Below are 21,905 nucleotides of genomic sequence, written 5' to 3'. Positions count from 1 at the left end.
TGAACATTACTTACGACGCCAGGTGGTCCCTTGCGGACCATCTTCCAGCACGATCCCCATCTCATTCAGACGGTCACGCGCCGCATCCGCGGCCGCCCAGTCTTTGGCCTTACGGGCATCCAGACGTTGTTGAATCAACGCTTCAATTTCTGCAACTTCTCCGTCGTCCGCCTGCGCGCCGCTTTGCAGGAACGCCTCCGGATCCTGCTCCAGCAGACCCAGCACGCCAGAAATTTTACGCAGGTGAGAAGCCATTGCATTCGCGGCGGCCATGTCCTCCCCCTTCAAACGGTTTACTTCACGCGCCATGTCGAACAGCACAGAGTACGCTTCCGGCGTGTTGAAATCGTCGTTCATCGCCTCAACAAACCGCGCTTCAAACGCCTCGCCGCCAGCGGGCGCAACAGACTTATCCGTCCCGCGCAGCGCGGTATACAGGCGCTCCAGCGCAGAACGCGCCTGCTTCAGGTTTTCTTCGCTGTAGTTCAACTGGCTACGATAGTGGCCGGACATCAAGAAGTAGCGCACGGTTTCCGCGTCGTAATATTTCAGCACGTCGCGCACGGTAAAGAAGTTGCCCAGCGATTTTGACATTTTCTCGCGGTCAACCATCACCATCCCGGAGTGCATCCAGTAGTTCACGTACTCGCCGTCATGCGCACAGGTGGACTGGGCAATTTCGTTTTCGTGGTGCGGGAACATCAGGTCAGAACCGCCGCCGTGGATATCGAAGTGATTACCCAGTTGTTTGCAGTTCATCGCGGAACACTCAATGTGCCAGCCAGGACGACCAGCACCCCACGGTGACGGCCAGCTCGGCTCGCCCTCTTTGGACATTTTCCACAGCACGAAGTCCATCGGGTTGTGCTTCACATCCACCACGTCCACGCGCGCGCCGGCCTGCAGTTGATCCAGATCCTGGCGCGACAGTTGCCCGTAGTTCGGGTCGGTCGGAACATCGAACATCACGTCGCCGTTGTCCGCCACATAGGCATGACCTTTGGCAATCAGCTGTTCGGTGATTTCAATAATTTCGGCGATATGGTGAGTCGCGCGCGGCTCCAGGTCCGGACGCAGAATATTTAGCGCATCAAAATCGTTGTGCATCTCGGCGATCATACGATCCACCAGCGCGACAAAGCTTTCGCCATTTTCATTTGCGCGCTTAATGATTTTATCGTCGATATCGGTGATGTTACGCACGTACTTCAGCGTGTAGCCCAGGAAGCGCAGATAGCGCGCAACCACGTCAAACGCCACAAACGTACGGCCATGACCAATATGACAGAGATCGTAAACGGTAATACCACACACGTACATGCCGACTTCCCCGGCATGAATGGGTTTGAATTCCTCTTTTTGGCGCGTCAGTGTATTAAAGATTTTTAACATCGAAGATTCCGTGTAAGACGTGTGTGGATAACAAAGTCTGTATAATACCCATAATTGGGACGGGAAGCAGCACACTTTGCGAGGTGATCACAGCGTGTGGTTATGCTATAACACCTCCCTAACTCTGACCCTTAGTTGGGTTAAAGCACTACTATATTGGAACAGGATGCAAAAATGGTTACTTTCCACACTAATCACGGCGATATCGTAATCAAAACGTTTGATGATAAAGCGCCTGAAACAGTTAAAAACTTCCTGGACTACTGCCGCGAAGGTTTTTACAACAACACCATTTTCCACCGTGTGATCAACGGTTTTATGATTCAGGGCGGCGGTTTTGAGCCTGGCATGAAACAGAAAGCCACCAAAGACGCTATCAAAAACGAAGCCAACAACGGTCTGAAAAACACCCGTGGTACGCTGGCAATGGCGCGTACTCAGGCTCCGCACTCCGCGACAGCGCAGTTCTTCATCAACGTTGCCGACAACGACTTCCTGAACTTCTCCGCCGAAAGCATGCAGGGCTGGGGCTACTGTGTATTTGCAGAAGTGGTTGAAGGTATGGACGTGGTTGACAAGATCAAAGGCGTTTCGACCGGCCGCAGCGGCATGCACCAGGACGTACCGAAAGAAGACGTGATTATCGAAAACGTGACCGTCAGCGAGTAATTGTGACGACACTGTTTATTGCAGATCTTCATCTCTGCACGGAAGAACCGGCGATCACCGCCGGTTTTCTGCGTTTTTTAGCGGGTGAAGCTCGTCAGGCCGACGCATTGTATATCCTGGGCGACCTGTTCGAAGCCTGGATTGGCGATGACGATCCCAACCCGTTACACCGTGAAATGGCCGCCGCCATTAAAGCGGTTGTCGAATCCGGCGTTCCCTGTTTTTTCATTCACGGTAACCGTGATTTCCTGATTGGCAAACGCTTCGCCCGTGAAAGCGGCATGACGCTGCTCCCCCAGGAAAACGTGCTCGATCTGTACGGTCGCCGGGTGCTCATTATGCACGGCGATACGCTGTGTACCGATGACGTGGGTTATCAGGCGTTTCGCGCGAAAGTCCATCAACGCTGGCTGCAAACGCTGTTCCTTGCCCTGCCGCTGTTTATTCGCAAACGCGTGGCCGCCAGGATGCGGGCCGACAGTAAAGCCGCCAACCGCCATAAATCGATGGAGATTATGGACGTCAACAAACATGCGGTTATCACAGAGATGGAAAAACACCACGTCAAGTGGCTGATTCACGGTCATACCCATCGCCCGGATGTTCACGCGCTCACCGTCAACGGCGAACCCGCCTTTCGCGTCGTGTTAGGTGCCTGGCATCGCGAAGGATCGATGGTCAAAGTCACGCCAGACGATGTGGAGCTGATCGCTTTCCCGTTTTGAGAAAAAAGCCTTCTCATTACTAAATACGGGAATACACGCGATGATCATGAGTGCCAACCGTCGCACCGATCTACCCGCTTTCTACAGTGTATTAATCTCAATAGCAAAGATTCAGGTCAGCGTGAGGCTTGTGCTACGCAACCGTTTTCCTTGCCAATATAACGTGCTATTCTTTGTGGCCTCAAAAGCAGTGTGTCCCGCACCACAGGAGTTTTCAGACGCATGTCTTCCCGCAATAATCCGGCGCGTGTCGCCATCGTGATGGGGTCCAAAAGCGACTGGGCTACCATGCAGTTCGCCGCCGAAATTTTTGAAATCCTGGACGTCCCGCACCACGTTGAAGTGGTTTCTGCCCACCGTACCCCCGATAAACTGTTCAGCTTTGCCGAAAGCGCTGAAGAGAACGGTTATCAGGTGATTATTGCTGGCGCGGGTGGCGCGGCCCATCTTCCTGGTATGATTGCGGCGAAAACGCTGGTGCCGGTACTGGGTGTTCCGGTACAAAGCGCGGCGCTGAGCGGCGTCGACAGCCTGTACTCTATTGTGCAGATGCCGCGCGGTATTCCGGTCGGTACGCTGGCGATTGGTAAAGCGGGTGCGGCTAACGCGGCGCTACTGGCGGCACAGATCCTGGCGACACATGACAAAGCGCTGCATCAGCGCCTGAACGACTGGCGCAACGCGCAAACGGATGAAGTGCTGGAGAATCCGGATCCGCGAGGTGCGGCATGAAACAGGTTTGCGTGCTGGGCAACGGTCAGTTAGGGCGGATGCTGCGTCAGGCTGGTGAACCGCTGGGCATCGCCGTCTGGCCGGTTGGCCTGGATGCAGAACCGGCTGCCGTCCCTTTTCAGCAGAGCGTCATTACCGCAGAAATCGAGCGCTGGCCGGAAACCGCTTTAACGCGTGAACTGGCACGTCATCCGGCCTTCGTGAACCGCGACGTGTTCCCGATCATTGCTGACCGTCTGACGCAAAAACAGCTTTTCGATAAGCTCGACCTGGCGACCGCTCCGTGGCAGCTGCTGGCGAACAAAAGCGAATGGCCTGCCATCTTTAACCGTTTGGGCGAACTGGCTATTGTGAAACGTCGCGTCGGCGGTTATGACGGCCGTGGTCAGTGGCGTCTACGCGCCAATGAAACCGATCAACTGCCGGACGACAACTACGGCGAATGCATTGTCGAGCAGGGTATCAACTTCTCAGGTGAAGTGTCCCTCGTCGGCGCGCGTGCGCATGACGGCAGCACGGTGTTTTACCCGCTGACACGTAACCTGCATCAGGACGGCATTTTGCGCACCAGCGTCGCCTTCCCGCGGGCTGACGCGAAACAGCAGACGCAGGCCGAATCGATGCTTTCCGCTATCATGCAGGAACTGGGCTACGTCGGCGTGATGGCGATGGAGTGTTTTGTCACTTCGGAAGGATTGCTGATCAACGAACTGGCCCCGCGCGTACACAACAGCGGTCACTGGACGCAAAACGGCGCCAGCATCAGCCAGTTTGAGCTGCATCTGCGAGCGATTACCGGTCTGCCGCTACCGGCACCGGTGGTGGATAGCCCGTCGGTGATGGTGAACCTGATTGGCAGCGACCTCAATTACGACTGGCTGAAGCTGCCGTTAGTGCATCTGCACTGGTACGACAAAGAGGTGCGTCCGGGGCGTAAAGTCGGTCACCTGAATCTGACCGACAGCGACACCGCGCGCCTGAGCGCCACGTTGGAAGCGCTCTCGCCGCTGCTGCCGACGGAGTACGCCAGCGGTATCCTTTGGGCACAAACTCAGCTCAAATAAGCCTTATATCGCGGGGAAGTTTAACTTATGCTTTCCCGCCTTCTCTTTCAGCGCGTAAAATCCCCTCCATTGCTGTTTGTCTTTTTCAGGATTTCACATGAACGATGGAACGGACTATCGCGCGATCCTTACCGCCGATACGCCCTTAATTGATGTCCGCGCCCCGGTTGAATTTCAACAGGGTGCCATGCCGGGCGCGATAAATTTGCCCTTAATGAATGATGATGAGCGCGCCGCCGTGGGGACCTGCTATAAACGCCAGGGGCCGGAAGCCGCGCTTGAACTCGGCCATCAACTGGTCTGCGGTGAAATTCGTCAGCAGCGACTGGATGCCTGGCGCGCAGCCTGTCGGCAACACCCGCAGGGCTATCTCTGCTGCGCCCGGGGCGGTCAGCGCTCCCACATTGTCCAGCAGTGGCTACGCGAGTCTGGCGTGGATTACCCGTTGATCAAAGGCGGCTACAAGGCGCTACGCCAGGCCGCGATTGCCGCCACAGAAGAGCAGGTGCAAAAACCGATCGTGCTGATTGGCGGCTGCACCGGCAATGGCAAAACGCAGCTGGTGCAACAGCAGGAAAACGGGGTGGATCTCGAGGGACTGGCCCATCATCGCGGCTCCTCTTTTGGCCGCACCCTGGAACCTCAGCTCAGTCAGGCAAGTTTCGAAAATCTACTGGCGGTGACGCTTCTCAAAAAGCAGGCTTCACGCTGGGTATTGGAAGATGAAGGCCGGATGATTGGCTCTAATCATCTGCCGGAATGTCTGCGCGAGCGCATGGCTCAGGCCACTATCGCCGTGATTGACGATCCATTCGAGCGGCGTCTTGAGCGCCTGCGTGACGAGTATTTTGTGCGGATGCATCATGATTTCACCCACGCGTATGGCGAAGAGCAGGGATGGCGGGAATACAGCGACTATCTGCATCACGGGCTTTTTGCAATTAAGCGGCGTCTGGGTTTACAGCGATTCAACGAGTTGACCGCAAAACTGGACGTGGCGCTGGATGAGCAGCGTCGAACCGGCAGCACCGAGACCCATTTCAGCTGGTTAGTGCCGCTGCTGGAAGAGTATTACGATCCGATGTATCGCTATCAACTGGAAAAGAAAGCCGGGAAAATTGTCTGTCGCGGGACGTTTGAAGAGGTTGCTCAGTGGCTGAGCCACTAAAAATTGCCGGATGGCGACGCGCACGCGTCTTATCCGGCCTACAAATCACTACCGTCCTGTAGGCCCGGTAAGCGTCAGCGTCACCGGGCACACAAATCACTACCGTCCTGTAGGCCCGGCAAGCGTCAGCGTCACCGGGCACACAAATCACTACCGTCCTGTAGGCCCGGTAAGCGTCAGCGTCACCGGGCACACAAATCACTACCGTCCTGTAGGCCCGGTCAGCGTCAGCGTCACCGGGCATACAAATCACCACAGTCCTGTATGCCCGGTAAGCGTCAGCGTCACCGGGCATACAAATCGCCACAGTCCTGTAGGCCCGGTAAGCGTCAGCGTCACCGGGCACACAAATCACTACAGTCCTGTAGGCCCGGTAAGCGTCAGCGTCACCGGGCACAGCATCAGACTTAGAAGTCGTAACGCAGACGCACCAGGTTCATATCACCCAGGTCGTCAGTGCTGGAGGTAAAGACGTGTTCGTAATCAACACGGAAACCGTAATCCAGCTGGAAGCTGATCCCCACACCGTTGTCGGTACGCAGGTAGTTGCGACCATTCACATATTCAATGCGATCACCCATAAAGTACGGCTGAATGGATTTCAACGCATACTGATTGATTGGGAATTTATAGCCCGCAAAGTATTCCAGACCCCATGCATCACCGGCAAAGTAGTCGTTAACCGACACTTTTTTGGTGGTCATAAAGTTCTGGTACCAACCACCGCCCAGGGAGAAGGTCCAGTTATCCGGCGTCCAGCTCAGTGCAGTACCCACGATGTTCTGATCGTACGTTTTGTTGCCGTTACCGCGCATTTCCGCACGCGTGTAGTTCCACGCCGTCCCCCAGCTCAGATCGTCAGTAATGTGATAATCCGCACCCAGTGAACCACCACCTTTACGTTTGTAGTTCAGACCGTTGTTCGGGTTGTAATCGTCGCTGAACAGATAAGACGCGTAGAGATCGACATCGCCGACCGTTTTCTTATATTTCAGCATTTTGCGGGAACGGTAAGAACCGTCGTAGTCGCCGTTAATCCCGTTACCCGGCGCCTGACCAATCATGTCATAGTCCCAGATATCGGTTTTCGCACCGACCACATCGTAGTAGATGCTGTTCTGTTGACCGAAGGTCAGCGTACCCCAGGTGTTACTCTTCAGACCGGTGTACAGCATACGACGGGTGGTGTCGTGCGCGCCGTCAGCATAGTGGTTGTCCCAGTTGAACTGCGCCGGAATGTTGACGCCCAGCTCGTAGAAGCTGATCCAACTGATGTCATCAAACAGATAGTAATCTGCCGCGAAGCGGAAACGGGTGCCGCCATCGAAGCCATTACGTTTATAGCCATTTGCGCCGTCATCGCCCGTCATGTTCTGGAACTGAGGACGAATACTCCCGCCAACGGTAAAGTTGAGACGGCTCAGCGGATTGCCCGCCTGTGGATCTTGTTTCAGAACGGTGATTTCCGCCTGAGAGGCGAAAGACGTCAATGCCACTGCTGCGCCGATCGATGCCGCCAGCGCTGTTGTTTTTATGGTCATTATTTTTCCTTGATAGATTTCCTGCTAATTATTCAGCGATTGAATATTAACTGGTATTAACACTGACGTGTTGGCGGGTTTTTAATGATTTGTGCCGTTAAACAGCGAGGGGTTATCAATTTATGCTACTAAGAAAGTACGCGCCAGCATAAAAACCGGCGCGTCATTATCACGGCGTTAAACAGTAAACTGGCGGAACAGTGCTTTCCCTTTCAACAGACGGACACCAAGCCAGCCTCCGCAAAGGGAAAGTAAAAGTGCGCCGCAGACCGGCAGGACAATCCACAAGCGCCAGTCAGGTTCCCACGGGAAGTCAAATACCTGGGTTTGCAGTACCGCCAGCGCGGTTTCCGCGCCGATGGAGGCCACCAGCCCGGAGACCAGCCCCAGCATGGCGAATTCACACCACAGCGTGGTACGCAGGAGTTTCTTACCCGCGCCTAATGTACGCCAGACCACCAATTCCTGATGGCGCTGACGCATACCGACCTGCACCTGCGCCAGTAACAGCAGCATGCCGCAGGCGGTCACCAGCACGACCATCACTTCCAGCGCCCGACTGACCTGTTCCAGCACCTGCCCCACCTGCTTAAGGATCGCGCCAATGTCTAACAGGCTAATGGTTGGGAACTCACGGTTAAGCTGCGTCAGCATGCCGTTGCCGTTTTCCCAGCGGAAGCTGGTCAGCCAGCTTTGCGGCTGTCCATCCAGCGCGCCGGAGGGGAAGATAAAGAAAAAGTTGGGTCGCAGGCTCTCCCAGTCCACCCGACGCAGGCTGGTGACCTTCGCGCTGAACTCCTGGGTGTCGCCCATAAAGGTCACCCTGTCGCCCAAAGAGATGTTCAGCCGTTTTGCCAGCCCCTCTTCCATCGACACCTCGCCTTTTTCTGGCGGCCAGGTGCCGGCGGTGATCGGGTTGTGATCAGGACGACTCGTCTGCCAGGTCAGGTTTAGCTCGCGATTCAGGGACTCATCCTGCCCACCTTCGGTTGGCGTGTCGTTTATCGCCGTCAACCGCGCCCGTACAATCGGGTAGAACGCTTCCGGGATCACCTGATGCTCGGAGAGAAATGCCTTCACCTGCGGCACCTGTTCAGGGGCAATGTTGATCAGAAAATAGTTGGGACTTTCCGGCGGAAGCTGCTGCTGCCAGCGATCCAGCAGATCGCCGCGTAATACCAGCAGCAGCGCCAGCAGCATAAACGACAGCGAAAACGCCGACAGTTGACTCAGCGTCGACCACGGCTGACGCAGCAGACGACTGACCGCAAGGCGCAGCGGCAGCGCCGACAGCGTCATCCCGCGCAGTACGTTCAGCAGCATCCACCCCAGCACGCCACACAGCAGCGCCAGTACCACCGCGCCCGCCAGCACCGCCCACAGCAGCGGACTTCCGCCCATTAATCCGGCCAGTAACAGCACGACCACCACGGTCACGATCGGCAAATAGAATTTCAGCGGCCAGACGTTTGCCACCACGTCACGACGCAACACGCGCAGCGGCTGGGTGGCGAGTAACAAGCGATACGGACGCAAACCGACCAGCAGCGAGATGACCGTCATGGTCCCCAACGCCCAGATCCACGGCCAGAGACTGGCCGGCGGCAGCGCGGCAGGCAGCACCGGTTTGAGCAGCACCATCAGTATATTTTCGAAGAGCAGGCCGATAGCCCCACCGGTTACGGCGGAAAGGGCCAGCACCATCAGCCACTGCCCGACGATCAGTTTTCGCAGTTGCGCCCTGCCCGCGCCGAGCGTTTTCAGAATCGCCACCAGATCGTAGCGACTGCGACAGTAGTGATTCATCGCCACCGCGACGGCAGCGACGGCCAGCAACAGCGTTAACAGCGCTGAAAGGAGGAGAAATTGTTGCGAACGCTCAAGGGATTTACCCAGCGCACCTTCATCCTGCTCAAGTCCGTACCAGCGATGTTCCGGTTTCAGCTGCGGTAGCAACCACTTTTCATAGCCATCAAGCTGTTGCGGCGTACCGCCAAATTTATAACGCCATGTGACGCGACTGCCCGGCTGTACGGCACCGGTTTTCGCGACATCCGCCGTATTCATTAACAGGCGCGGGGCCATCTGGAAGGGATTAAAGCCGGAATCCGGCTCCTGCACCACTTCACCGGCAATACGCAGCGTGGCGTCGCCGACATCCAGAGTGTCGCCGGTTTTCAGGTTCAGCAATGCCATCAACCGCGGTGCCAGCAGTACCGTTCCCGGCAGCGGCTTGAGTCCCGGTGGGTTGGTTTCCAGCTCGCCGTACATCGGGTAGATATTATCAACCGCTTTGACATTCGCCAGTTGTGGCGTGTCACCGGCAAAGGTCATCGTGGCAAAGGTCAGTTGCTCTCCCACCTTCAGACCACGCTTATGCGCTTCGTCAAGCCACGCCTGCGGCACCTCGCGCGAGCTGCGCAGCGCCCGGTCACCCGCCATAAATTCACGGCTTTGCTGACTTAACCCTTTTTCCATCCGGTCGCTGATATTGCCCAGCGCCAGCACGCAGGCCACCGCCAGACTCAGCGCCAGCCAGACAATCAGCAGCGACGGCGAGCGCCATTCGCGCCAGAACCAGCGTGCAATCATGCCTCCTCCTGCAACTGTCCGTTCACCAGGCGCAGTCGGCGGTTGCAGCGCGCCGCCAGTTGCGGATCGTGAGTCACCAGGATTAGCGTGGTGCCATGCTCGCGGTTAAGCGAAAAGAGCAGATCGGCAATTTTCTCGCCGGTCTGCCGGTCGAGGTTACCCGTCGGCTCGTCGGCAAACAGTACATCCGGGCGGCCATTAAAGGCGCGCGCCAGCGCCACGCGCTGCTGCTCACCTCCGGAAAGTTGTGCCGGAAGATGGTCCAGACGCTTACCCAGCCCCAGTTGCTCAAGCAGTGCTTTCGCCCCTGCTTTACTTTGTCCGCTGTTTTCACCGCGCAGCAGTGCGGGAAGTTCAACGTTCTCCAGCGCGTTCAGCGTGGGAATCAGCATAAATGACTGAAAGACAAAGCCGACATGCTGCGCGCGTAGCTGGGCCCGGGCCTCTTCATCCATCTGATGCAACGGTTTCCCCACCAGATTGACTTCGCCGTCGGTACCGTCATCCAGTCCGGCGAGGATCGCCAGCAGCGTGGATTTCCCTGAGCCCGACTCGCCAATCAGCGCAATGGTCTCGGCGCGTTTGACAACCAGGTCAACTCCGGTAAGGATGGAAAGCTCGTGCTCCCCCTGACCGACGGACTTCTTAAGATGATGAACTTCAACAATGTTTTCCGCTGGCATTTGCCTTTCCTGTTTCTGATCCTGTTTACCTGTCGGGCCGCTGCGGCTGACACGTTGTTAATCCTCGGCGACAGTCTGAGCGCCGGATACCGAATGTCCGCCAGTGCCGCCTGGCCTGCGCTGCTCAGCGATAAATGGCAGAGCAAAACCACCGTGGTGAACGCCAGCATCAGCGGCGACACCTCCCAGCAAGCGCTGGCGCGTCTGCCTGCGCTGCTCAAACAGCATCAACCGCGCTGGGTGCTGGTTGAGCTGGGTGGCAACGATGGACTGCGCGGCTTTGCGCCGCAACAGACCGAACAGACGCTGCGTACCATCGTGCAGGACGTTAAGGCGGCGAACGCCGAACCGCTGCTGATGCAAATTCGCCTGCCCGCAAACTACGGTCGTCGGTATAATGAAACCTTCAGCGCGCTCTATCCAAAGCTCGCCAAAGAGTTTGATATTCCTCTGTTACCCTTTTTTATGGAAGAGGTCTATCTAAAACCGCAATGGATGCAGGATGATGGTATTCATCCTAATCGCGATGCCCAGCCGTTTATTGCCGACTGGATGGCGAAGCAGTTGAGTCCTTTAGTAAAACACGAGTCTTAATTCAACGGAGATCCTGACAGGTAAAGTTATGCAAAAATCGGTCTTAATAACAGGATGTTCCAGCGGCATCGGCCTGGAAAGCGCGCTTGAGCTGAAGCGCCAGGGCTTTCAGGTTCTCGCCGGCTGCCGCAAACCCGACGATGTCACACGCATGAATAACATGGGATTTACCGGCGTATTGATTGACCTCGACTCTCCCGAGAGCGTGGATCGCGCCGCTGACGAGGTGATCGCCCTGACCGATAACTGCTTATACGGGATCTTTAACAATGCCGGATACGGTGTTTACGGTCCACTGACCACCATCAGCCGCGCGCAGATGGAGCAGCAATTTTCCACCAATTTCTTTGGCGCGCACCAACTCACCATGCGCCTGTTACCGGCCATGCTGCCGCACGGCGAAGGTCGGATCGTGATGACCTCCTCGGTGATGGGGCTAATCTCAACCCCCGGGCGCGGCGCCTACGCGGCCAGCAAATACGCGCTGGAAGCCTGGTCAGATGCGTTGCGCATGGAGCTGCGTCACAGCGGAATTAAAGTCAGCCTGATTGAACCCGGCCCCATCCGCACCCGTTTTACCGAAAACGTTAACCAGACCCAGAATGACAAACCGGTGGAAAACCCCGGTATTGCCGCTCGTTTTACGCTCGATCCTGAAGCCGTGGTCGCCAAAGTGCGCCATGCTTTTATCAGCGATAAACCCAAACTCCGTTATCCGGTCACGCTGGTGACCTGGGCCGTCATGCTGCTCAAACGCCTGCTGCCGGGACGCCTGATGGACAAAATTTTGCACGGATGAGTTGAAGCGCGCGCGTCAGCCCCCATGTAAAAAAGAAATCGACACAAGAGAGTGACTCCATGTCCACACAGAATATTGTCAACATTAACGAATCGAACCTGCAACAGACCTTAGAACAGTCGATGACCACGCCGGTCCTGTTCTACTTCTGGTCTGAACGCAGCCAGCACTGCCTGCAGTTGACGCCGGTGCTCGAAAGCCTTGCTGCGCAGTACAACGGTCAATTTATTCTGGCGAAACTCGACTGCGATGCCGAGCAGGTGATCGCCTCTCAGTTTGGTCTGCGCGCCATTCCGACCGTCTATCTGTTCCAGAACGGTCAGCCGGTTGACGGCTTCCAGGGACCGCAGCCGGAAGAGGCGATTCGTGCTCTGCTCGACAAAGTGTTGCCGCGTGAAGAAGAACTGAAAGCGCAACAGGCCATGCAACTGATGCAGGAAGGCAACTACATTGAAGCGCTGCCGCTGCTCAAAGATGCCTGGCAACTGTCTAACCAGAATGGTGAAATCGGCCTGCTGCTGGCGGAAACACAAATCGCCCTCAACCGTTCTGAAGACGCGGAAGCCGTGCTGAAAACCATTCCGCTACAGGATCAGGACACCCGCTATCAGGGACTGGTTGCGCAGATTGAACTGTTAAAACAGGCGGCGGATACGCCAGAGATTCAGCTACTGCAACAGCAGGTGGCGGAAAATCCGCAGGATGCCGCACTGGCTGCGCAGCTGGCGCTGCAACTGCACCAGGTCGGACGCAACGAAGAAGCGCTGGAACTGCTGTTCAGCCATCTGAAGAAAGATCTCGCCGCCGCAGACGGTCAGGCGCGTAAAACGTTCCAGGAAATTCTTGCCGCGCTGGGTACTGGCGACGCGCTGGCGTCAAAATATCGTCGTCAGCTGTACGCGTTGTTGTACTGATCTTTGTTGCCCGATGGCGCTACGCTTATCGGGTCGACAACCAGAACTCATCTGTAGGCCGGATAAGGCTTCAGCCGCCATCCGGCAATCTCCATTACGATTTCTTTAAATGCGTCACCACCAGTTGGTGACGCGAATTATAGAACTTCCGATAGGTTAAATAGCAGGCAATGATGGTCGACAGACTCGCCGTTGAGAGCAGCATAAACGTCACCATGATCTGATATTTAATCGCTTTGACCGGATCGATACCGGCAAAGATCAGTCCTGACATCATCCCTGGCAGACTCACCAGTCCGACCGTTTTCGCGGAGTCGATCGTCGGGATCAGCGAGGCACGAATGCTGTCGCGGATCAATCCGGCAGATGCCATTTTCGGCGTCGCGCCGAGGCTGAGTTTCTCCTGAATCTGCTGCTGTTCGCTGCTAAAACGCTGACCAAGATTGTTGTAGCACAACCCGACGGCCACCATCGCATTACCGGCAATCATCCCGGAGATGGGGATCACCTGCATCGGGATAAATTCGATCGAACCCGACAGCACCAGCACCGCCAGCGTTAACCCCGCCCCCGTCGTGATGGCAATAAACGAGGAAAGAAACGCTTTATCAATATACTTACTGCGTTTCTGCGCGTTATACGCGGCGTTGAAACAGATAAATAGCACCATCAGTAACGTCAGGACGGCATGATTAACCGCGAAGATATATTTCAGGACATAACCGACAATAATAAGCTGAACGACAGCGCGAGCGACGCTCCAGAGAATATCTTTCTCCAGCGCCAGTTTCTCTTTGTGGCTTATCAGCATTGCCACCACCACCAGCATCATCGCTAATGCCAGTGACTCGTTGGTAATATTATGTTCATTCATTACGCGCTTCCTGCATTTCTCCGGCATGCGGCATCAGGGTGATTATTTCATCCGCATGATTAATTTCGTCTTTATCGTGAGTCACCCACAATACGCCTGTCTGCTTGTCGCGAGCATAGTGATGAATAATCTCATTCACATTGCGCTTATTGCTTTCATCCAGCGCGCTGGTGATTTCATCAAGCAGTAAAACCTGCGGCAAAAACTGTAAATTGCGGATCAGGGAAATGCGCTGTTTTTCTCCGCCGGAGAGTTCGTTGATATTTTTCGCCAGAATCGTCTCCGGCAACTGAAAACGGGCCAGGTCAGCAAGAAAAGCAGCGGGGTCAGGACGCTGGTTGCGGATTTGCCAGGGGAAGATCAGATTATCGTAGACGGTATCGCCAAACAGCGCGGGCGTCTGCGCGCAATACGAGACGTGCTGGCGGTAGTTTTCCGGGTTGAGCGTGGTGATGTCCTCCCCGGCAAAGAGGATCTCGCCGCGAGTCGGACTGAGCAACGACGCGATAATCTTCAGTAACGTACTTTTTCCACAGCCGGAAGGTCCGGTTATTAATTTAAATTCACCAGGACGTAAGTCAAAACTGATGTTATTCAGAATTTTCGTGGTCCCGACCTGGTAACCCACATTGTTTAACTGCAACAAAATACTATTTTCACGCATTGTCTATCCTGTTTTCGCGTTTTATCGCAAAATAGTGTATCCCTCTAATTAACGGGAGGGGAACTCTCTTTAATGAATCAGGTATAATTTCAAGAGTAGCGTCGTCAGTCACGACATCATGGACAGTTCAACAGGAGGTTTTTCAATGCTTATCGTTATTCCTATTCTCATTTTTGTCGCGCTGGTGATCGTCGGTGCCGGCGTGAAAATTGTCCCTCAGGGATATCAGTGGACGGTGGAGCGTTTCGGACGCTACACCCGCACGCTGCAACCCGGTTTGAGCCTTGTCGTTCCGTTCATGGACCGTGTTGGTCGTAAAATTAATATGATGGAACAGGTGCTGGATATTCCCTCGCAGGAAGTTATCTCGAAAGATAACGCCAACGTTTCGATTGATGCGGTCTGTTTTATTCAGGTCATTGATGCGCCGAAAGCCGCGTATGAAGTCAGCAACCTGGAGCTGGCTATCATCAATCTGACCATGACCAACATCCGTACTGTATTGGGCTCCATGGAGCTTGATGAAATGCTCTCCCAACGCGACAACATCAACACGCGCCTGCTGCACATTGTTGATGAGGCCACCAATCCCTGGGGAATCAAAATTACCCGTATTGAAATTCGCGACGTTCGCCCCCCGGCTGAACTGATCGGCGCAATGAACGCGCAGATGAAAGCGGAGCGTACCAAACGTGCCTATATCCTTGAAGCTGAAGGGGTCCGCCAGGCGGAAATCGTCAAAGCCGAGGGTGAAAAACAGTCGAAAATTTTGATTGCCGAAGGTGACCGTCAGTCGGCATTTTTACAGGCAGAAGCCCGCGAACGTTCCGCCGAAGCGGAAGCCCGCGCCACCAAAATGGTGTCTGAAGCAATCGCCTCCGGTGATATTCAGGCGGTGAACTACTTTGTGGCGCAGAAATATACCGAAGCGCTGCAGCAAATCGGCTCGTCCAGTAACAGTAAGGTGGTCATGATGCCACTCGATGCCAGCAGCCTGATGGGCTCCATTGCCGGGATCGCAGAACTGATCAAGGACAGTGCCAGCGAACGGAAAAAATAATGATCGAGATGATTGTGGGGCATCCCCATATTTTCTGGCTCAGCCTCGGTGGCCTGCTTCTGGCCGCTGAAATGCTGGGCGGCAACGGTTATCTGTTGTGGAGTGGCGTCGCGGCGGTCATTACCGGCATGCTGGTCTGGCTATTGCCCGTCGACTGGGAATGGCAAGGCGTTATCTTTGCCCTCTTAACGCTGCTTTCCGCCTGGCTTTGGTGGAAGTGGATGGCAAAACGCGTTCGCGAACAAAAGCCCGCAGACAGTCAACTTAACCAACGCGGTCAGCAACTGGTCGGCCGTCGGTTTGTGCTGGAATCCTCACTGGTCAATGGCCGTGGGCACATGCGGGTTGGCGACAGTTCGTGGCCGGTCAATGCCATTGAAGACTTGCCCGCCGGCACCCACGTTGAAGTGATCGCCGTTGAGGGCATCACGCTCTATATCAGACCTCTTCCCCGATAAAACAGAGGACAGGAATCGCATGATAGTCAGGAAGACGCCTCTGGCATTAAGTTTTTGTGCATTACTGGCGAGTGCCCCGCAGGCATTCGCCTCGTTTGATATGGCAGACTGTACATGGAGCGACGCACACTGTCTGCTGAAAGGCGACCCTGTTCTGTCGCCCGAAAATGATTCCCGCGACAACCTGTTGCGCCTGCTGAGTGAGGCAAAGTCATTTGCGGTGCCCGTTCAGTCGATGCCTGCGGATATCACCCGCTCTCGCGATTTCTATTTTGCTTATCACCCGCAGTGGGATGACGTTGATGTCCGGGCGGACTCGCCGGCACAAACGCAGAACGCACCAGACCCGCTCGTCCAACAAATGGCAACGTTGCAGGTGGAGCCCGTCGAATTCACCCACGACGGTGAGCAGGAAAACCGTTTCGTCTCCAATAATGCCGATAGCGTCAGCCAGTTTTTTGCCGCGCTGCTGAACGATGCCGCGCTGACGACGGAACAACGGCAGGCGCTGGCGCAGGCGCGGATGGGGCTTTATTCCGGGGCGAGCGCAGAGCAAATTACGGGCTCCCTCGCCACGCTCCCGGCGGATTCACCTGCCCTGCTGTATAAAACCTATCTGACCGGCGCGGCCCATTTTTACGAGGGCGAGTACGACAGCGCGGCGCAAGCCTTCTCGCAACTGCTCACCAGCGATCGTTCGTGGCTGGCGGAAACCGCGCAATATATGCTGATGCGCACGGCACTGAACAAGAGCAGCCAGAACAGCGTCGGCGAATATGGCGACTTTGATATCGCGCGAATAAACCGTGAAGATGCGTTGCTCGCGCAAAAAGAGGCGCAGACCTATCTCCAGCGCTGGCCGGAAGGCCGCTATGCGGATTCCGCGCGTGGCATGCTGCGCCGCATCCACTGGTATTTGCAGGACTGGACGCCGCTTGCGGGAATGTATGAACAGGCATTCCAGCAGGCCACCGATGCGCAGGCGCTGCGAGAGCAGGTCATTGAATACGATAACGTTTTTGGCATGCAGTTTTACGATCAATCCGTGCAGGATGCGTTCGCCGATGCCCCCATCGTCAGCTATACCGAGATGCTGCGCGCCCTTCGCCTGAACAGCGACCGGAAACCAACCCTGACGCAAGCCGCACTTGACGCCAGCAAACCGGTTTTTGACAAGAGCGGAAAACTGCCGCTGTGGCACGATTTACAACTCAACCTGTGGCTGGCGACTGATAACTATGCCGCCATTCTTCAGGCGGTCACTCCGGCGAAAAAACTTCCGCCACACGACATCCTCGCCTTCAGCGAACAGGTGCTCTACGGCAACGCGCTGATGGGACAAAAACAGTGGTCAGCGGCGCGCGATTTCTGGTCGACGCTGCTGAAGCTGAGCCAGGATAACGAACAGCAACAGTATGTGCAGGCAAAACTGGCGGCCACGCTGGTCTACAGCGGCGACGCGGCGGCGATTTTTGCCCCGGACAGCGCGGTTACCAGTTTGCGCTACCGTTCACGGGTACTGAAAACCGTGGCAACACCTGAACAGCTGCGCCAGCAGGCTAGCCAGGGGCCGAATAACGAAGAGCGTACTATCGCGTTGCATACGCTGCTGGTGCGCGATCTCACTGAACACCGCTTTAGCGACTGGCTGCAGGATCGAAAACTCGCCAGCGCCATCGCGCAGCCGGTTATCGGTGAGGCATTCGACGACGTCAATCTGAGTACGTTTGACTGGAACGGCGACGCCGCCGAAGCCGGTTACGTGTGCCGCAGCCTCAATGACACCATCGGCACGTTGAGCAAGACGCCCGACGATGCCCATGCGCTGAACTGTCTGGGCGAGTTCTTCCGCACCTCGCAAACGCATGTCGATTTGTGGAAAGACATCGCAGGCAACGGCGAGCTGGAAGCCGCTATCCATCAGAAAGACCCCGTCGGACAATTTAACCGCCAGCGTTATTATCAGCAGGTCATCGCCTCGCCGAAGGCCGAGCACGAAGACCGAAGCTATGCGCTGTATCGGGCTATCATGTGCTACGCCCCGTCCGGATCGAATGAATGTGGCGGCGAAGAGGTGGACAAACAGCAGCGTAAAGGCTGGTTCACACAATTGAAAACGCAGTATCCGGGCAGTCCGTGGGCGCAAAAACTCAAATACTACTGGTAATTGCGCTACTGACGGGACCAGCGCAGGCGGCGGAGACGGTCACCGCCCGCGAACACCCGGCCTTCTGGCTCTGGTCGGGTGTAAAAGCCAGCGATGAACTCAGAGGGGCTCAGACGGTCTATCTGCATCAGGGTGAGGTGTTGGTGCGGGCAAAGGGCGTGGCGTTTCAGCGTCTGGGACTTCCCGTCAGCCGCCTGACGTTTCCGTCCATCTGGCTTACCGTGCGCTTCACTACGCTCGACGTACCGGACGCGATTCCGGCACGCATCGTGCGATTGATGCAGCGCTGGCAGGCGGCGGGAAATCAGGTTGTGGGGCTGCAGGTCGATTTTGATGCCGCGACGCATCAACTGGCCGACTATGCCCGCTTTCTGCGGACATTGCGCCAACAGCTGCCGCCCGACTTTGCTCTTGGCGTGACCGGACTGCTGGACTGGGCGAAAACAGGCGACGTCGCGACGCTGAACGCGCTGCCGGTCGATGAACTGGTGGTGCAGAGCTATCAGGGAAGGCGCACGGTGGCGAATTATCAGGACTACCTGCCCGCCCTCACCCGACTGCGTATCCCGTTTAAGCTCGGGCTGGTGCAGCACGGCAAGCGGGACAGCCAGGCGGAAGCGCAGCTTCGCGCATCCCCGTGGTTTCGCGGCACGGTCGTCTTTATGCTCAACCCCGACGCGGGTTAAGCCTGCGCCTTGTGATGGCAGCAGCCAGAAAGGTTTTCGATAATCGGGCATTCCGCGCTGTCATCGCCCGGACACGACTCCGCCAGCGCCAGCAACTGCACGCGCATCGACTGTAATTCACTGATATGGCGCTCAATTTCCGCCACTTTCTCCAGCGTCCGCTTTTTGACGTCCGCACTGTGACGCCCCGGATCGTTGAACAGATTCACCAGCTCGCCGCACTCTTCAAGGTTGAATCCGACCTGGCGCGCCTGGCGCAGCAGCGTCAGCTCATTCAGATGCTGTTGCCCGTACGTGCGATAGCCGTTTTCACCCCGCAGTGGCGGCGTGACCAGCCCTTTCTCTTCATAAAAGCGGATCGCTTTACTGGTTAAACCCGTTTTTTTAGCAACATCGGATATATTCATTTTTCCCCCTTGACCTTCCCCTTGATGGAAGGTTTACCCTTAATAACAGTTAGTCAATCCAAGTGCAACGGTCAACCCTTATTGACCCGTTATTGAGGAGTGAAGTGATGTCTCAAACCATCGACCTGACCCTGGACGGCCTGTCCTGCGGTCACTGCGTCAAACGTGTAAAAGAGAGTCTTGAGCAACGCCCGGACGTGGAACAGGCGGAGGTCACCGTGACCGAAGCGCGCGTCACCGGTACCGCCAGCGCCGAGCAGCTTATCGACACCATCAAACAAGCTGGTTATGGCGCAGAGTTAAGCCACCCAAAGGCTAAACCGCTGACGGAGTCATCAATCCCGTCGGAAGCGCTGGCAGCGGTCCCTCCTGAGCTTCCGGCAGCGACGGCTGAAGATGAGAGCCAACAGCTGCTGTTAAGCGGCATGAGCTGCGCCAGCTGTGTTTCCCGGGTACAAAATGCGCTGCAAAGCGTTCCTGGGGTCACGCAGGCACGGGTAAACCTCGCGGAACGTACTGCGCTGGTGATGGGCAGTGCGTCCGCTACCGATTTAGTCCAGGCGGTGGAAAAAGCGGGCTATGGCGCAGAAGCGATTGAAGACGATCTCAAACGCCGTGAACGCCAGCAGGAAACCGCCGTCGCGACAATGAAACGCTTCCGCTGGCAGGCGATTGTCGCCCTGCTGGTGGGTGTGCCGGTGATGGTCTGGGGGATGATGGGCGATAACATGATGGTCACCGCCGACAACCGCAGCCTGTGGCTGGCGATTGGCCTGGTGACGCTCGCGGTCATGGTCTTTGCGGGCGGCCATTTTTATCGCAGCGCGTGGAAGAGCCTGATGAACGGCACCGCCACGATGGACACTCTGGTTGCCCTCGGCACCGGCGTGGCCTGGTTGTACTCGATGAGCGTCAATCTGTGGCCGCAGTGGTTCCCGATGGAAGCGCGCCATCTCTATTATGAAGCCAGTGCGATGATCATCGGTCTGATTAACCTCGGACACATGCTGGAAGCGCGGGCGCGTCAGCGCTCGTCTAAGGCGCTGGAAAAATTACTCGATCTCACGCCGCCAACGGCGCGGGTGATTACGCAAGAGGGTGAGAAGAGCGTGCCGCTGGCGGACGTTCAGCCGGGGATGTTGTTGCGCCTGACCACCGGTGACCGCGTACCGGTTGACGGTGAAATCACCCAGGGCGAAGCCTGGCTGGATGAAGCGATGCTCACCGGCGAACCTATTCCGCAGCAAAAAGGGGAAGGCGACAGCGTGCATGCCGGTACCGTCGTGCAGGATGGCAGCGTAGTGTTTCGCGCCAGTGCGGTCGGCAGTCATACCACCCTGTCGCGCATTATCCGCATGGTGCGCCAGGCGCAGAGCAGTAAACCGGAAATTGGCCAGATGGCCGATAAGATTTCCGCCGTGTTTGTCCCGGTCGTGGTGCTGATCGCACTGGTGAGCGCAGGTATCTGGTACGTCTTTGGTCCGGCCCCGCAAATTGTCTATACCCTGGTGATCGCCACCACGGTACTGATCATCGCCTGCCCGTGTGCGCTGGGTCTGGCGACGCCGATGTCGATTATCTCCGGTGTGGGTCGTGCGGCTGAGTTTGGCGTACTGGTGCGTGATGCCGATGCGCTACAACGCGCCAGCACGCTGGATACGGTGGTCTTCGACAAAACCGGGACGCTGACCGAAGGCAAACCGCAGGTGGTGGCGATTAAAACCGTTGGCGACATCGACGAGGCGCAGGCGCTGCGGTTAGCCGCGGCACTCGAACAGGGTTCCAGTCACCCGCTGGCGCGGGCGATTCTCGACAAAGCCGGTGATAGCACACTGCCTCAGGTCAGCGGTTTCCGCACCCTGCGGGGATTAGGCGTCAGCGGTGAAGCACAAGGCCATACGCTGCTGCTGGGCAATCAGGCACTGCTGAACGAGCAGCAGGTTGACACTCGCGAACTGGAAGCCGAGATTTCTGCCCAGGCTTCTCAGGGTGCCACGCCGGTGCTGCTGGCGATTGATGGCAACGCGGCGGCGCTGCTGGCCGTGCGCGATCCGCTGCGTAGCGACAGCGTGGCGGCCCTTCAGCGACTGCACCGCGCCGGATATCGTCTGGTGATGTTAACCGGCGATAACCCGACGACGGCCAACGCCATCGCCAAAGAGGCGGGGATTGATGACGTGATTGCTGGCGTTCTCCCGGACGGTAAAGCCGATGCCATTAAGCGTCTGCAAAGTCAGGGACATCAGGTGGCGATGGTCGGTGACGGCATCAATGACGCACCGGCGCTGGCGCAGGCCGATGTCGGAATTGCAATGGGTGGCGGCAGCGACGTGGCAATTGAAACCGCCGCTATCACGCTGATGCGCCACAGTCTGATGGGCGTGGCGGATGCGCTGTCTATCTCCCGAGCCACGTTGCGCAATATGAAACAGAACCTGCTCGGCGCGTTCATTTACAACAGCATCGGGATCCCCGTGGCGGCCGGTATCCTCTGGCCGTTCACCGGCACGCTGCTAAACCCGGTCGTTGCCGGAGCGGCGATGGCGCTGTCGTCCATTACCGTGGTGAGCAACGCTAACCGACTGCTGCGCTTTAAACCCAAAGAGTAAGCAATGCCGGAGGGCGCTGACGCTTATCCGGCCTGCTGCATTAACGTGAAACGACCAGGCCGGATGAGGTGCTTTAGCGCCGCCATCTGGCAATTCACACATTGCAC

The 21,905-nt window shown here is 56.6% G+C and carries 20 protein-coding genes; 13 read left to right on the top strand and 7 right to left on the bottom strand.

Annotated features, from left to right (window positions below):
* Positions 1-6 precede the first annotated feature (6 nt).
* Positions 7-1,392, bottom strand: a complete 1,386-nt coding sequence (gene cysS, locus F384_RS02270) for a cysteine--tRNA ligase (protein WP_046477117.1) — start codon at positions 1,390-1,392, stop codon at positions 7-9.
* Between the two features lie 174 nt (positions 1,393-1,566).
* Between cysS and ppiB the strand changes: the two genes are divergently transcribed.
* The 5 genes from ppiB (at position 1,567) to mnmH (ending at position 5,750) form a co-directional block, all read left to right on the top strand.
* On the top strand, positions 1,567-2,061 hold the full coding sequence (gene ppiB / locus F384_RS02265) for a peptidylprolyl isomerase B (protein ID WP_042324369.1): 495 nt from the start codon (positions 1,567-1,569) through the stop codon (positions 2,059-2,061).
* Between the two features lie 2 nt (positions 2,062-2,063).
* Positions 2,064-2,786 (top strand): UDP-2,3-diacylglucosamine diphosphatase, encoded by a 723-nt coding sequence (gene lpxH, locus F384_RS02260; protein ID WP_046477116.1) that lies wholly within the window; start codon positions 2,064-2,066, stop codon positions 2,784-2,786.
* A gap of 222 nt (positions 2,787-3,008) precedes the next feature.
* Positions 3,009-3,518 (top strand): 5-(carboxyamino)imidazole ribonucleotide mutase, encoded by a 510-nt coding sequence (purE, locus tag F384_RS02255; protein ID WP_046477114.1) that lies wholly within the window; start codon positions 3,009-3,011, stop codon positions 3,516-3,518.
* Positions 3,515-4,582, top strand: a complete 1,068-nt coding sequence (gene purK / locus F384_RS02250; protein ID WP_046477113.1) for a 5-(carboxyamino)imidazole ribonucleotide synthase — start codon at positions 3,515-3,517, stop codon at positions 4,580-4,582. Before purE ends, purK begins: the two co-directional genes overlap by 4 nt.
* 97 nt (positions 4,583-4,679) lie before the next feature.
* Positions 4,680-5,750, top strand: a complete 1,071-nt coding sequence (gene mnmH / locus F384_RS02245) for a tRNA 2-selenouridine(34) synthase MnmH (RefSeq protein WP_046477111.1) — start codon at positions 4,680-4,682, stop codon at positions 5,748-5,750.
* Positions 5,751-6,157: 407 nt separating this feature from the next.
* Here mnmH and F384_RS02240 read toward each other — a convergent pair whose 3' ends face one another.
* The 3 genes from F384_RS02240 to ybbA form a co-directional block, all read right to left on the bottom strand.
* A complete protein-coding gene (locus F384_RS02240) occupies positions 6,158-7,291 on the bottom strand; it encodes a porin (RefSeq protein WP_046477110.1) in 1,134 nt (377 codons plus the stop codon).
* Positions 7,292-7,468: 177 nt separating this feature from the next.
* Positions 7,469-9,883: a putative ABC transporter permease subunit YbbP gene (gene ybbP / locus F384_RS02235; RefSeq protein ID WP_046477108.1), complete on the bottom strand. Its 2,415-nt coding sequence runs from the start codon at positions 9,881-9,883 to the stop codon at positions 7,469-7,471.
* A complete protein-coding gene (ybbA, locus tag F384_RS02230) occupies positions 9,880-10,566 on the bottom strand; it encodes a putative ABC transporter ATP-binding protein YbbA (RefSeq protein WP_046477106.1) in 687 nt (228 codons plus the stop codon). The genes ybbP and ybbA overlap by 4 nt, the downstream gene beginning before the upstream one ends.
* On the opposite strand from ybbA, the gene tesA reads away from it, so the two are divergent.
* From tesA to cnoX, 3 genes are read left to right on the top strand one after another with little or no spacing between them, the layout of a single operon-like run.
* Complete coding sequence (gene tesA, locus F384_RS02225; RefSeq protein ID WP_162200230.1) at positions 10,534-11,160, top strand: multifunctional acyl-CoA thioesterase I/protease I/lysophospholipase L1; 627 nt, start codon at positions 10,534-10,536, stop codon at positions 11,158-11,160. The two genes, ybbA and tesA, sit on opposite strands and share 33 nt — an antisense overlap.
* Positions 11,161-11,188: 28 nt before the next feature.
* On the top strand, positions 11,189-11,959 hold the full coding sequence (locus F384_RS02220) for an SDR family oxidoreductase (RefSeq protein ID WP_046477103.1): 771 nt from the start codon (positions 11,189-11,191) through the stop codon (positions 11,957-11,959).
* Positions 11,960-12,018: 59 nt separating this feature from the next.
* Positions 12,019-12,873: a chaperedoxin gene (gene cnoX / locus F384_RS02215; RefSeq protein ID WP_046477101.1), complete on the top strand. Its 855-nt coding sequence runs from the start codon at positions 12,019-12,021 to the stop codon at positions 12,871-12,873.
* A 94-nt stretch (positions 12,874-12,967) separates the two neighbouring features.
* On the opposite strand, the gene fetB is transcribed toward cnoX, so the two are convergent.
* Both fetB and fetA read right to left on the bottom strand, forming a co-directional pair.
* Positions 12,968-13,747, bottom strand: coding sequence for an iron efflux ABC transporter permease subunit FetB (gene fetB / locus F384_RS02210; RefSeq protein WP_046477099.1), 780 nt, complete (start codon positions 13,745-13,747; stop codon positions 12,968-12,970).
* Complete coding sequence (fetA, locus tag F384_RS02205; protein ID WP_046477097.1) at positions 13,740-14,411, bottom strand: iron efflux ABC transporter ATP-binding subunit FetA; 672 nt, start codon at positions 14,409-14,411, stop codon at positions 13,740-13,742. The genes fetB and fetA overlap by 8 nt, the downstream gene beginning before the upstream one ends.
* A gap of 145 nt (positions 14,412-14,556) precedes the next feature.
* Between fetA and F384_RS02200 the strand changes: the two genes are divergently transcribed.
* From F384_RS02200 to F384_RS02185, 4 genes are read left to right on the top strand one after another with little or no spacing between them, the layout of a single operon-like run.
* Positions 14,557-15,471: an SPFH domain-containing protein gene (locus tag F384_RS02200; RefSeq protein ID WP_046477095.1), complete on the top strand. Its 915-nt coding sequence runs from the start codon at positions 14,557-14,559 to the stop codon at positions 15,469-15,471.
* Positions 15,471-15,929 (top strand): NfeD family protein, encoded by a 459-nt coding sequence (locus tag F384_RS02195; RefSeq protein ID WP_046477093.1) that lies wholly within the window; start codon positions 15,471-15,473, stop codon positions 15,927-15,929. Before F384_RS02200 ends, F384_RS02195 begins: the two co-directional genes overlap by 1 nt.
* Positions 15,930-15,951: 22 nt before the next feature.
* The gene (locus F384_RS02190; protein ID WP_046497618.1) at positions 15,952-18,096 is read left to right on the top strand and encodes a hypothetical protein; all 2,145 of its coding nucleotides are present in this window, start codon (positions 15,952-15,954) and stop codon (positions 18,094-18,096) included.
* Complete coding sequence (locus tag F384_RS02185) at positions 18,066-18,782, top strand: DUF3142 domain-containing protein (protein WP_046477091.1); 717 nt, start codon at positions 18,066-18,068, stop codon at positions 18,780-18,782. The genes F384_RS02190 and F384_RS02185 overlap by 31 nt, the downstream gene beginning before the upstream one ends.
* Here the strand turns inward: F384_RS02185 and cueR are convergent.
* Positions 18,779-19,189, bottom strand: coding sequence for a Cu(I)-responsive transcriptional regulator (gene cueR / locus F384_RS02180; protein WP_046477086.1), 411 nt, complete (start codon positions 19,187-19,189; stop codon positions 18,779-18,781). The genes F384_RS02185 and cueR overlap by 4 nt on opposite strands.
* Positions 19,190-19,296: 107 nt before the next feature.
* Between cueR and copA the strand changes: the two genes are divergently transcribed.
* The gene (gene copA, locus F384_RS02175) at positions 19,297-21,798 is read left to right on the top strand and encodes a copper-exporting P-type ATPase CopA (RefSeq protein ID WP_046477083.1); all 2,502 of its coding nucleotides are present in this window, start codon (positions 19,297-19,299) and stop codon (positions 21,796-21,798) included.
* Positions 21,799-21,905: the final 107 nt, after the last annotated feature.

It is taken from the genome of Citrobacter amalonaticus Y19, assembly GCF_000981805.1.
Taxonomy (GTDB): Bacteria; Pseudomonadota; Gammaproteobacteria; order Enterobacterales; family Enterobacteriaceae; genus Citrobacter_A; species Citrobacter_A amalonaticus_C.
Note: the sequence above shows the minus strand (reverse complement) of the source record. Positions and strands in the feature narration are given on the sequence as shown.

Excerpts from the sequence above, each read along its gene's own strand:
- ppiB (WP_042324369.1), top strand. The coding sequence starts at position 1,567 with ATGGTTACTTTCCACACTAATCACGGCGATATCGTAATCAAAACGTTT.
- F384_RS02200 (WP_046477095.1), top strand. The coding sequence starts at position 14,557 with ATGCTTATCGTTATTCCTATTCTCATTTTTGTCGCGCTGGTGATCGTC.
- fetB (WP_046477099.1), bottom strand. The coding sequence starts at position 13,747 with ATGAATGAACATAATATTACCAACGAGTCACTGGCATTAGCGATGATG.
- mnmH (WP_046477111.1), top strand. The coding sequence starts at position 4,680 with ATGAACGATGGAACGGACTATCGCGCGATCCTTACCGCCGATACGCCC.
- F384_RS02220 (WP_046477103.1), top strand. The coding sequence starts at position 11,189 with ATGCAAAAATCGGTCTTAATAACAGGATGTTCCAGCGGCATCGGCCTG.
- fetA (WP_046477097.1), bottom strand. The coding sequence starts at position 14,411 with ATGCGTGAAAATAGTATTTTGTTGCAGTTAAACAATGTGGGTTACCAG.
- copA (WP_046477083.1), top strand. The coding sequence starts at position 19,297 with ATGTCTCAAACCATCGACCTGACCCTGGACGGCCTGTCCTGCGGTCAC.
- ybbA (WP_046477106.1), bottom strand. The coding sequence starts at position 10,566 with ATGCCAGCGGAAAACATTGTTGAAGTTCATCATCTTAAGAAGTCCGTC.
- purK (WP_046477113.1), top strand. The coding sequence starts at position 3,515 with ATGAAACAGGTTTGCGTGCTGGGCAACGGTCAGTTAGGGCGGATGCTG.
- F384_RS02195 (WP_046477093.1), top strand. The coding sequence starts at position 15,471 with ATGATCGAGATGATTGTGGGGCATCCCCATATTTTCTGGCTCAGCCTC.
- cysS (WP_046477117.1), bottom strand. The coding sequence starts at position 1,392 with ATGTTAAAAATCTTTAATACACTGACGCGCCAAAAAGAGGAATTCAAA.
- F384_RS02240 (WP_046477110.1), bottom strand. The coding sequence starts at position 7,291 with ATGACCATAAAAACAACAGCGCTGGCGGCATCGATCGGCGCAGCAGTG.
- tesA (WP_162200230.1), top strand. The coding sequence starts at position 10,534 with ATGATGAACTTCAACAATGTTTTCCGCTGGCATTTGCCTTTCCTGTTT.
- cueR (WP_046477086.1), bottom strand. The coding sequence starts at position 19,189 with ATGAATATATCCGATGTTGCTAAAAAAACGGGTTTAACCAGTAAAGCG.
- purE (WP_046477114.1), top strand. The coding sequence starts at position 3,009 with ATGTCTTCCCGCAATAATCCGGCGCGTGTCGCCATCGTGATGGGGTCC.
- ybbP (WP_046477108.1), bottom strand. The coding sequence starts at position 9,883 with ATGATTGCACGCTGGTTCTGGCGCGAATGGCGCTCGCCGTCGCTGCTG.
- cnoX (WP_046477101.1), top strand. The coding sequence starts at position 12,019 with ATGTCCACACAGAATATTGTCAACATTAACGAATCGAACCTGCAACAG.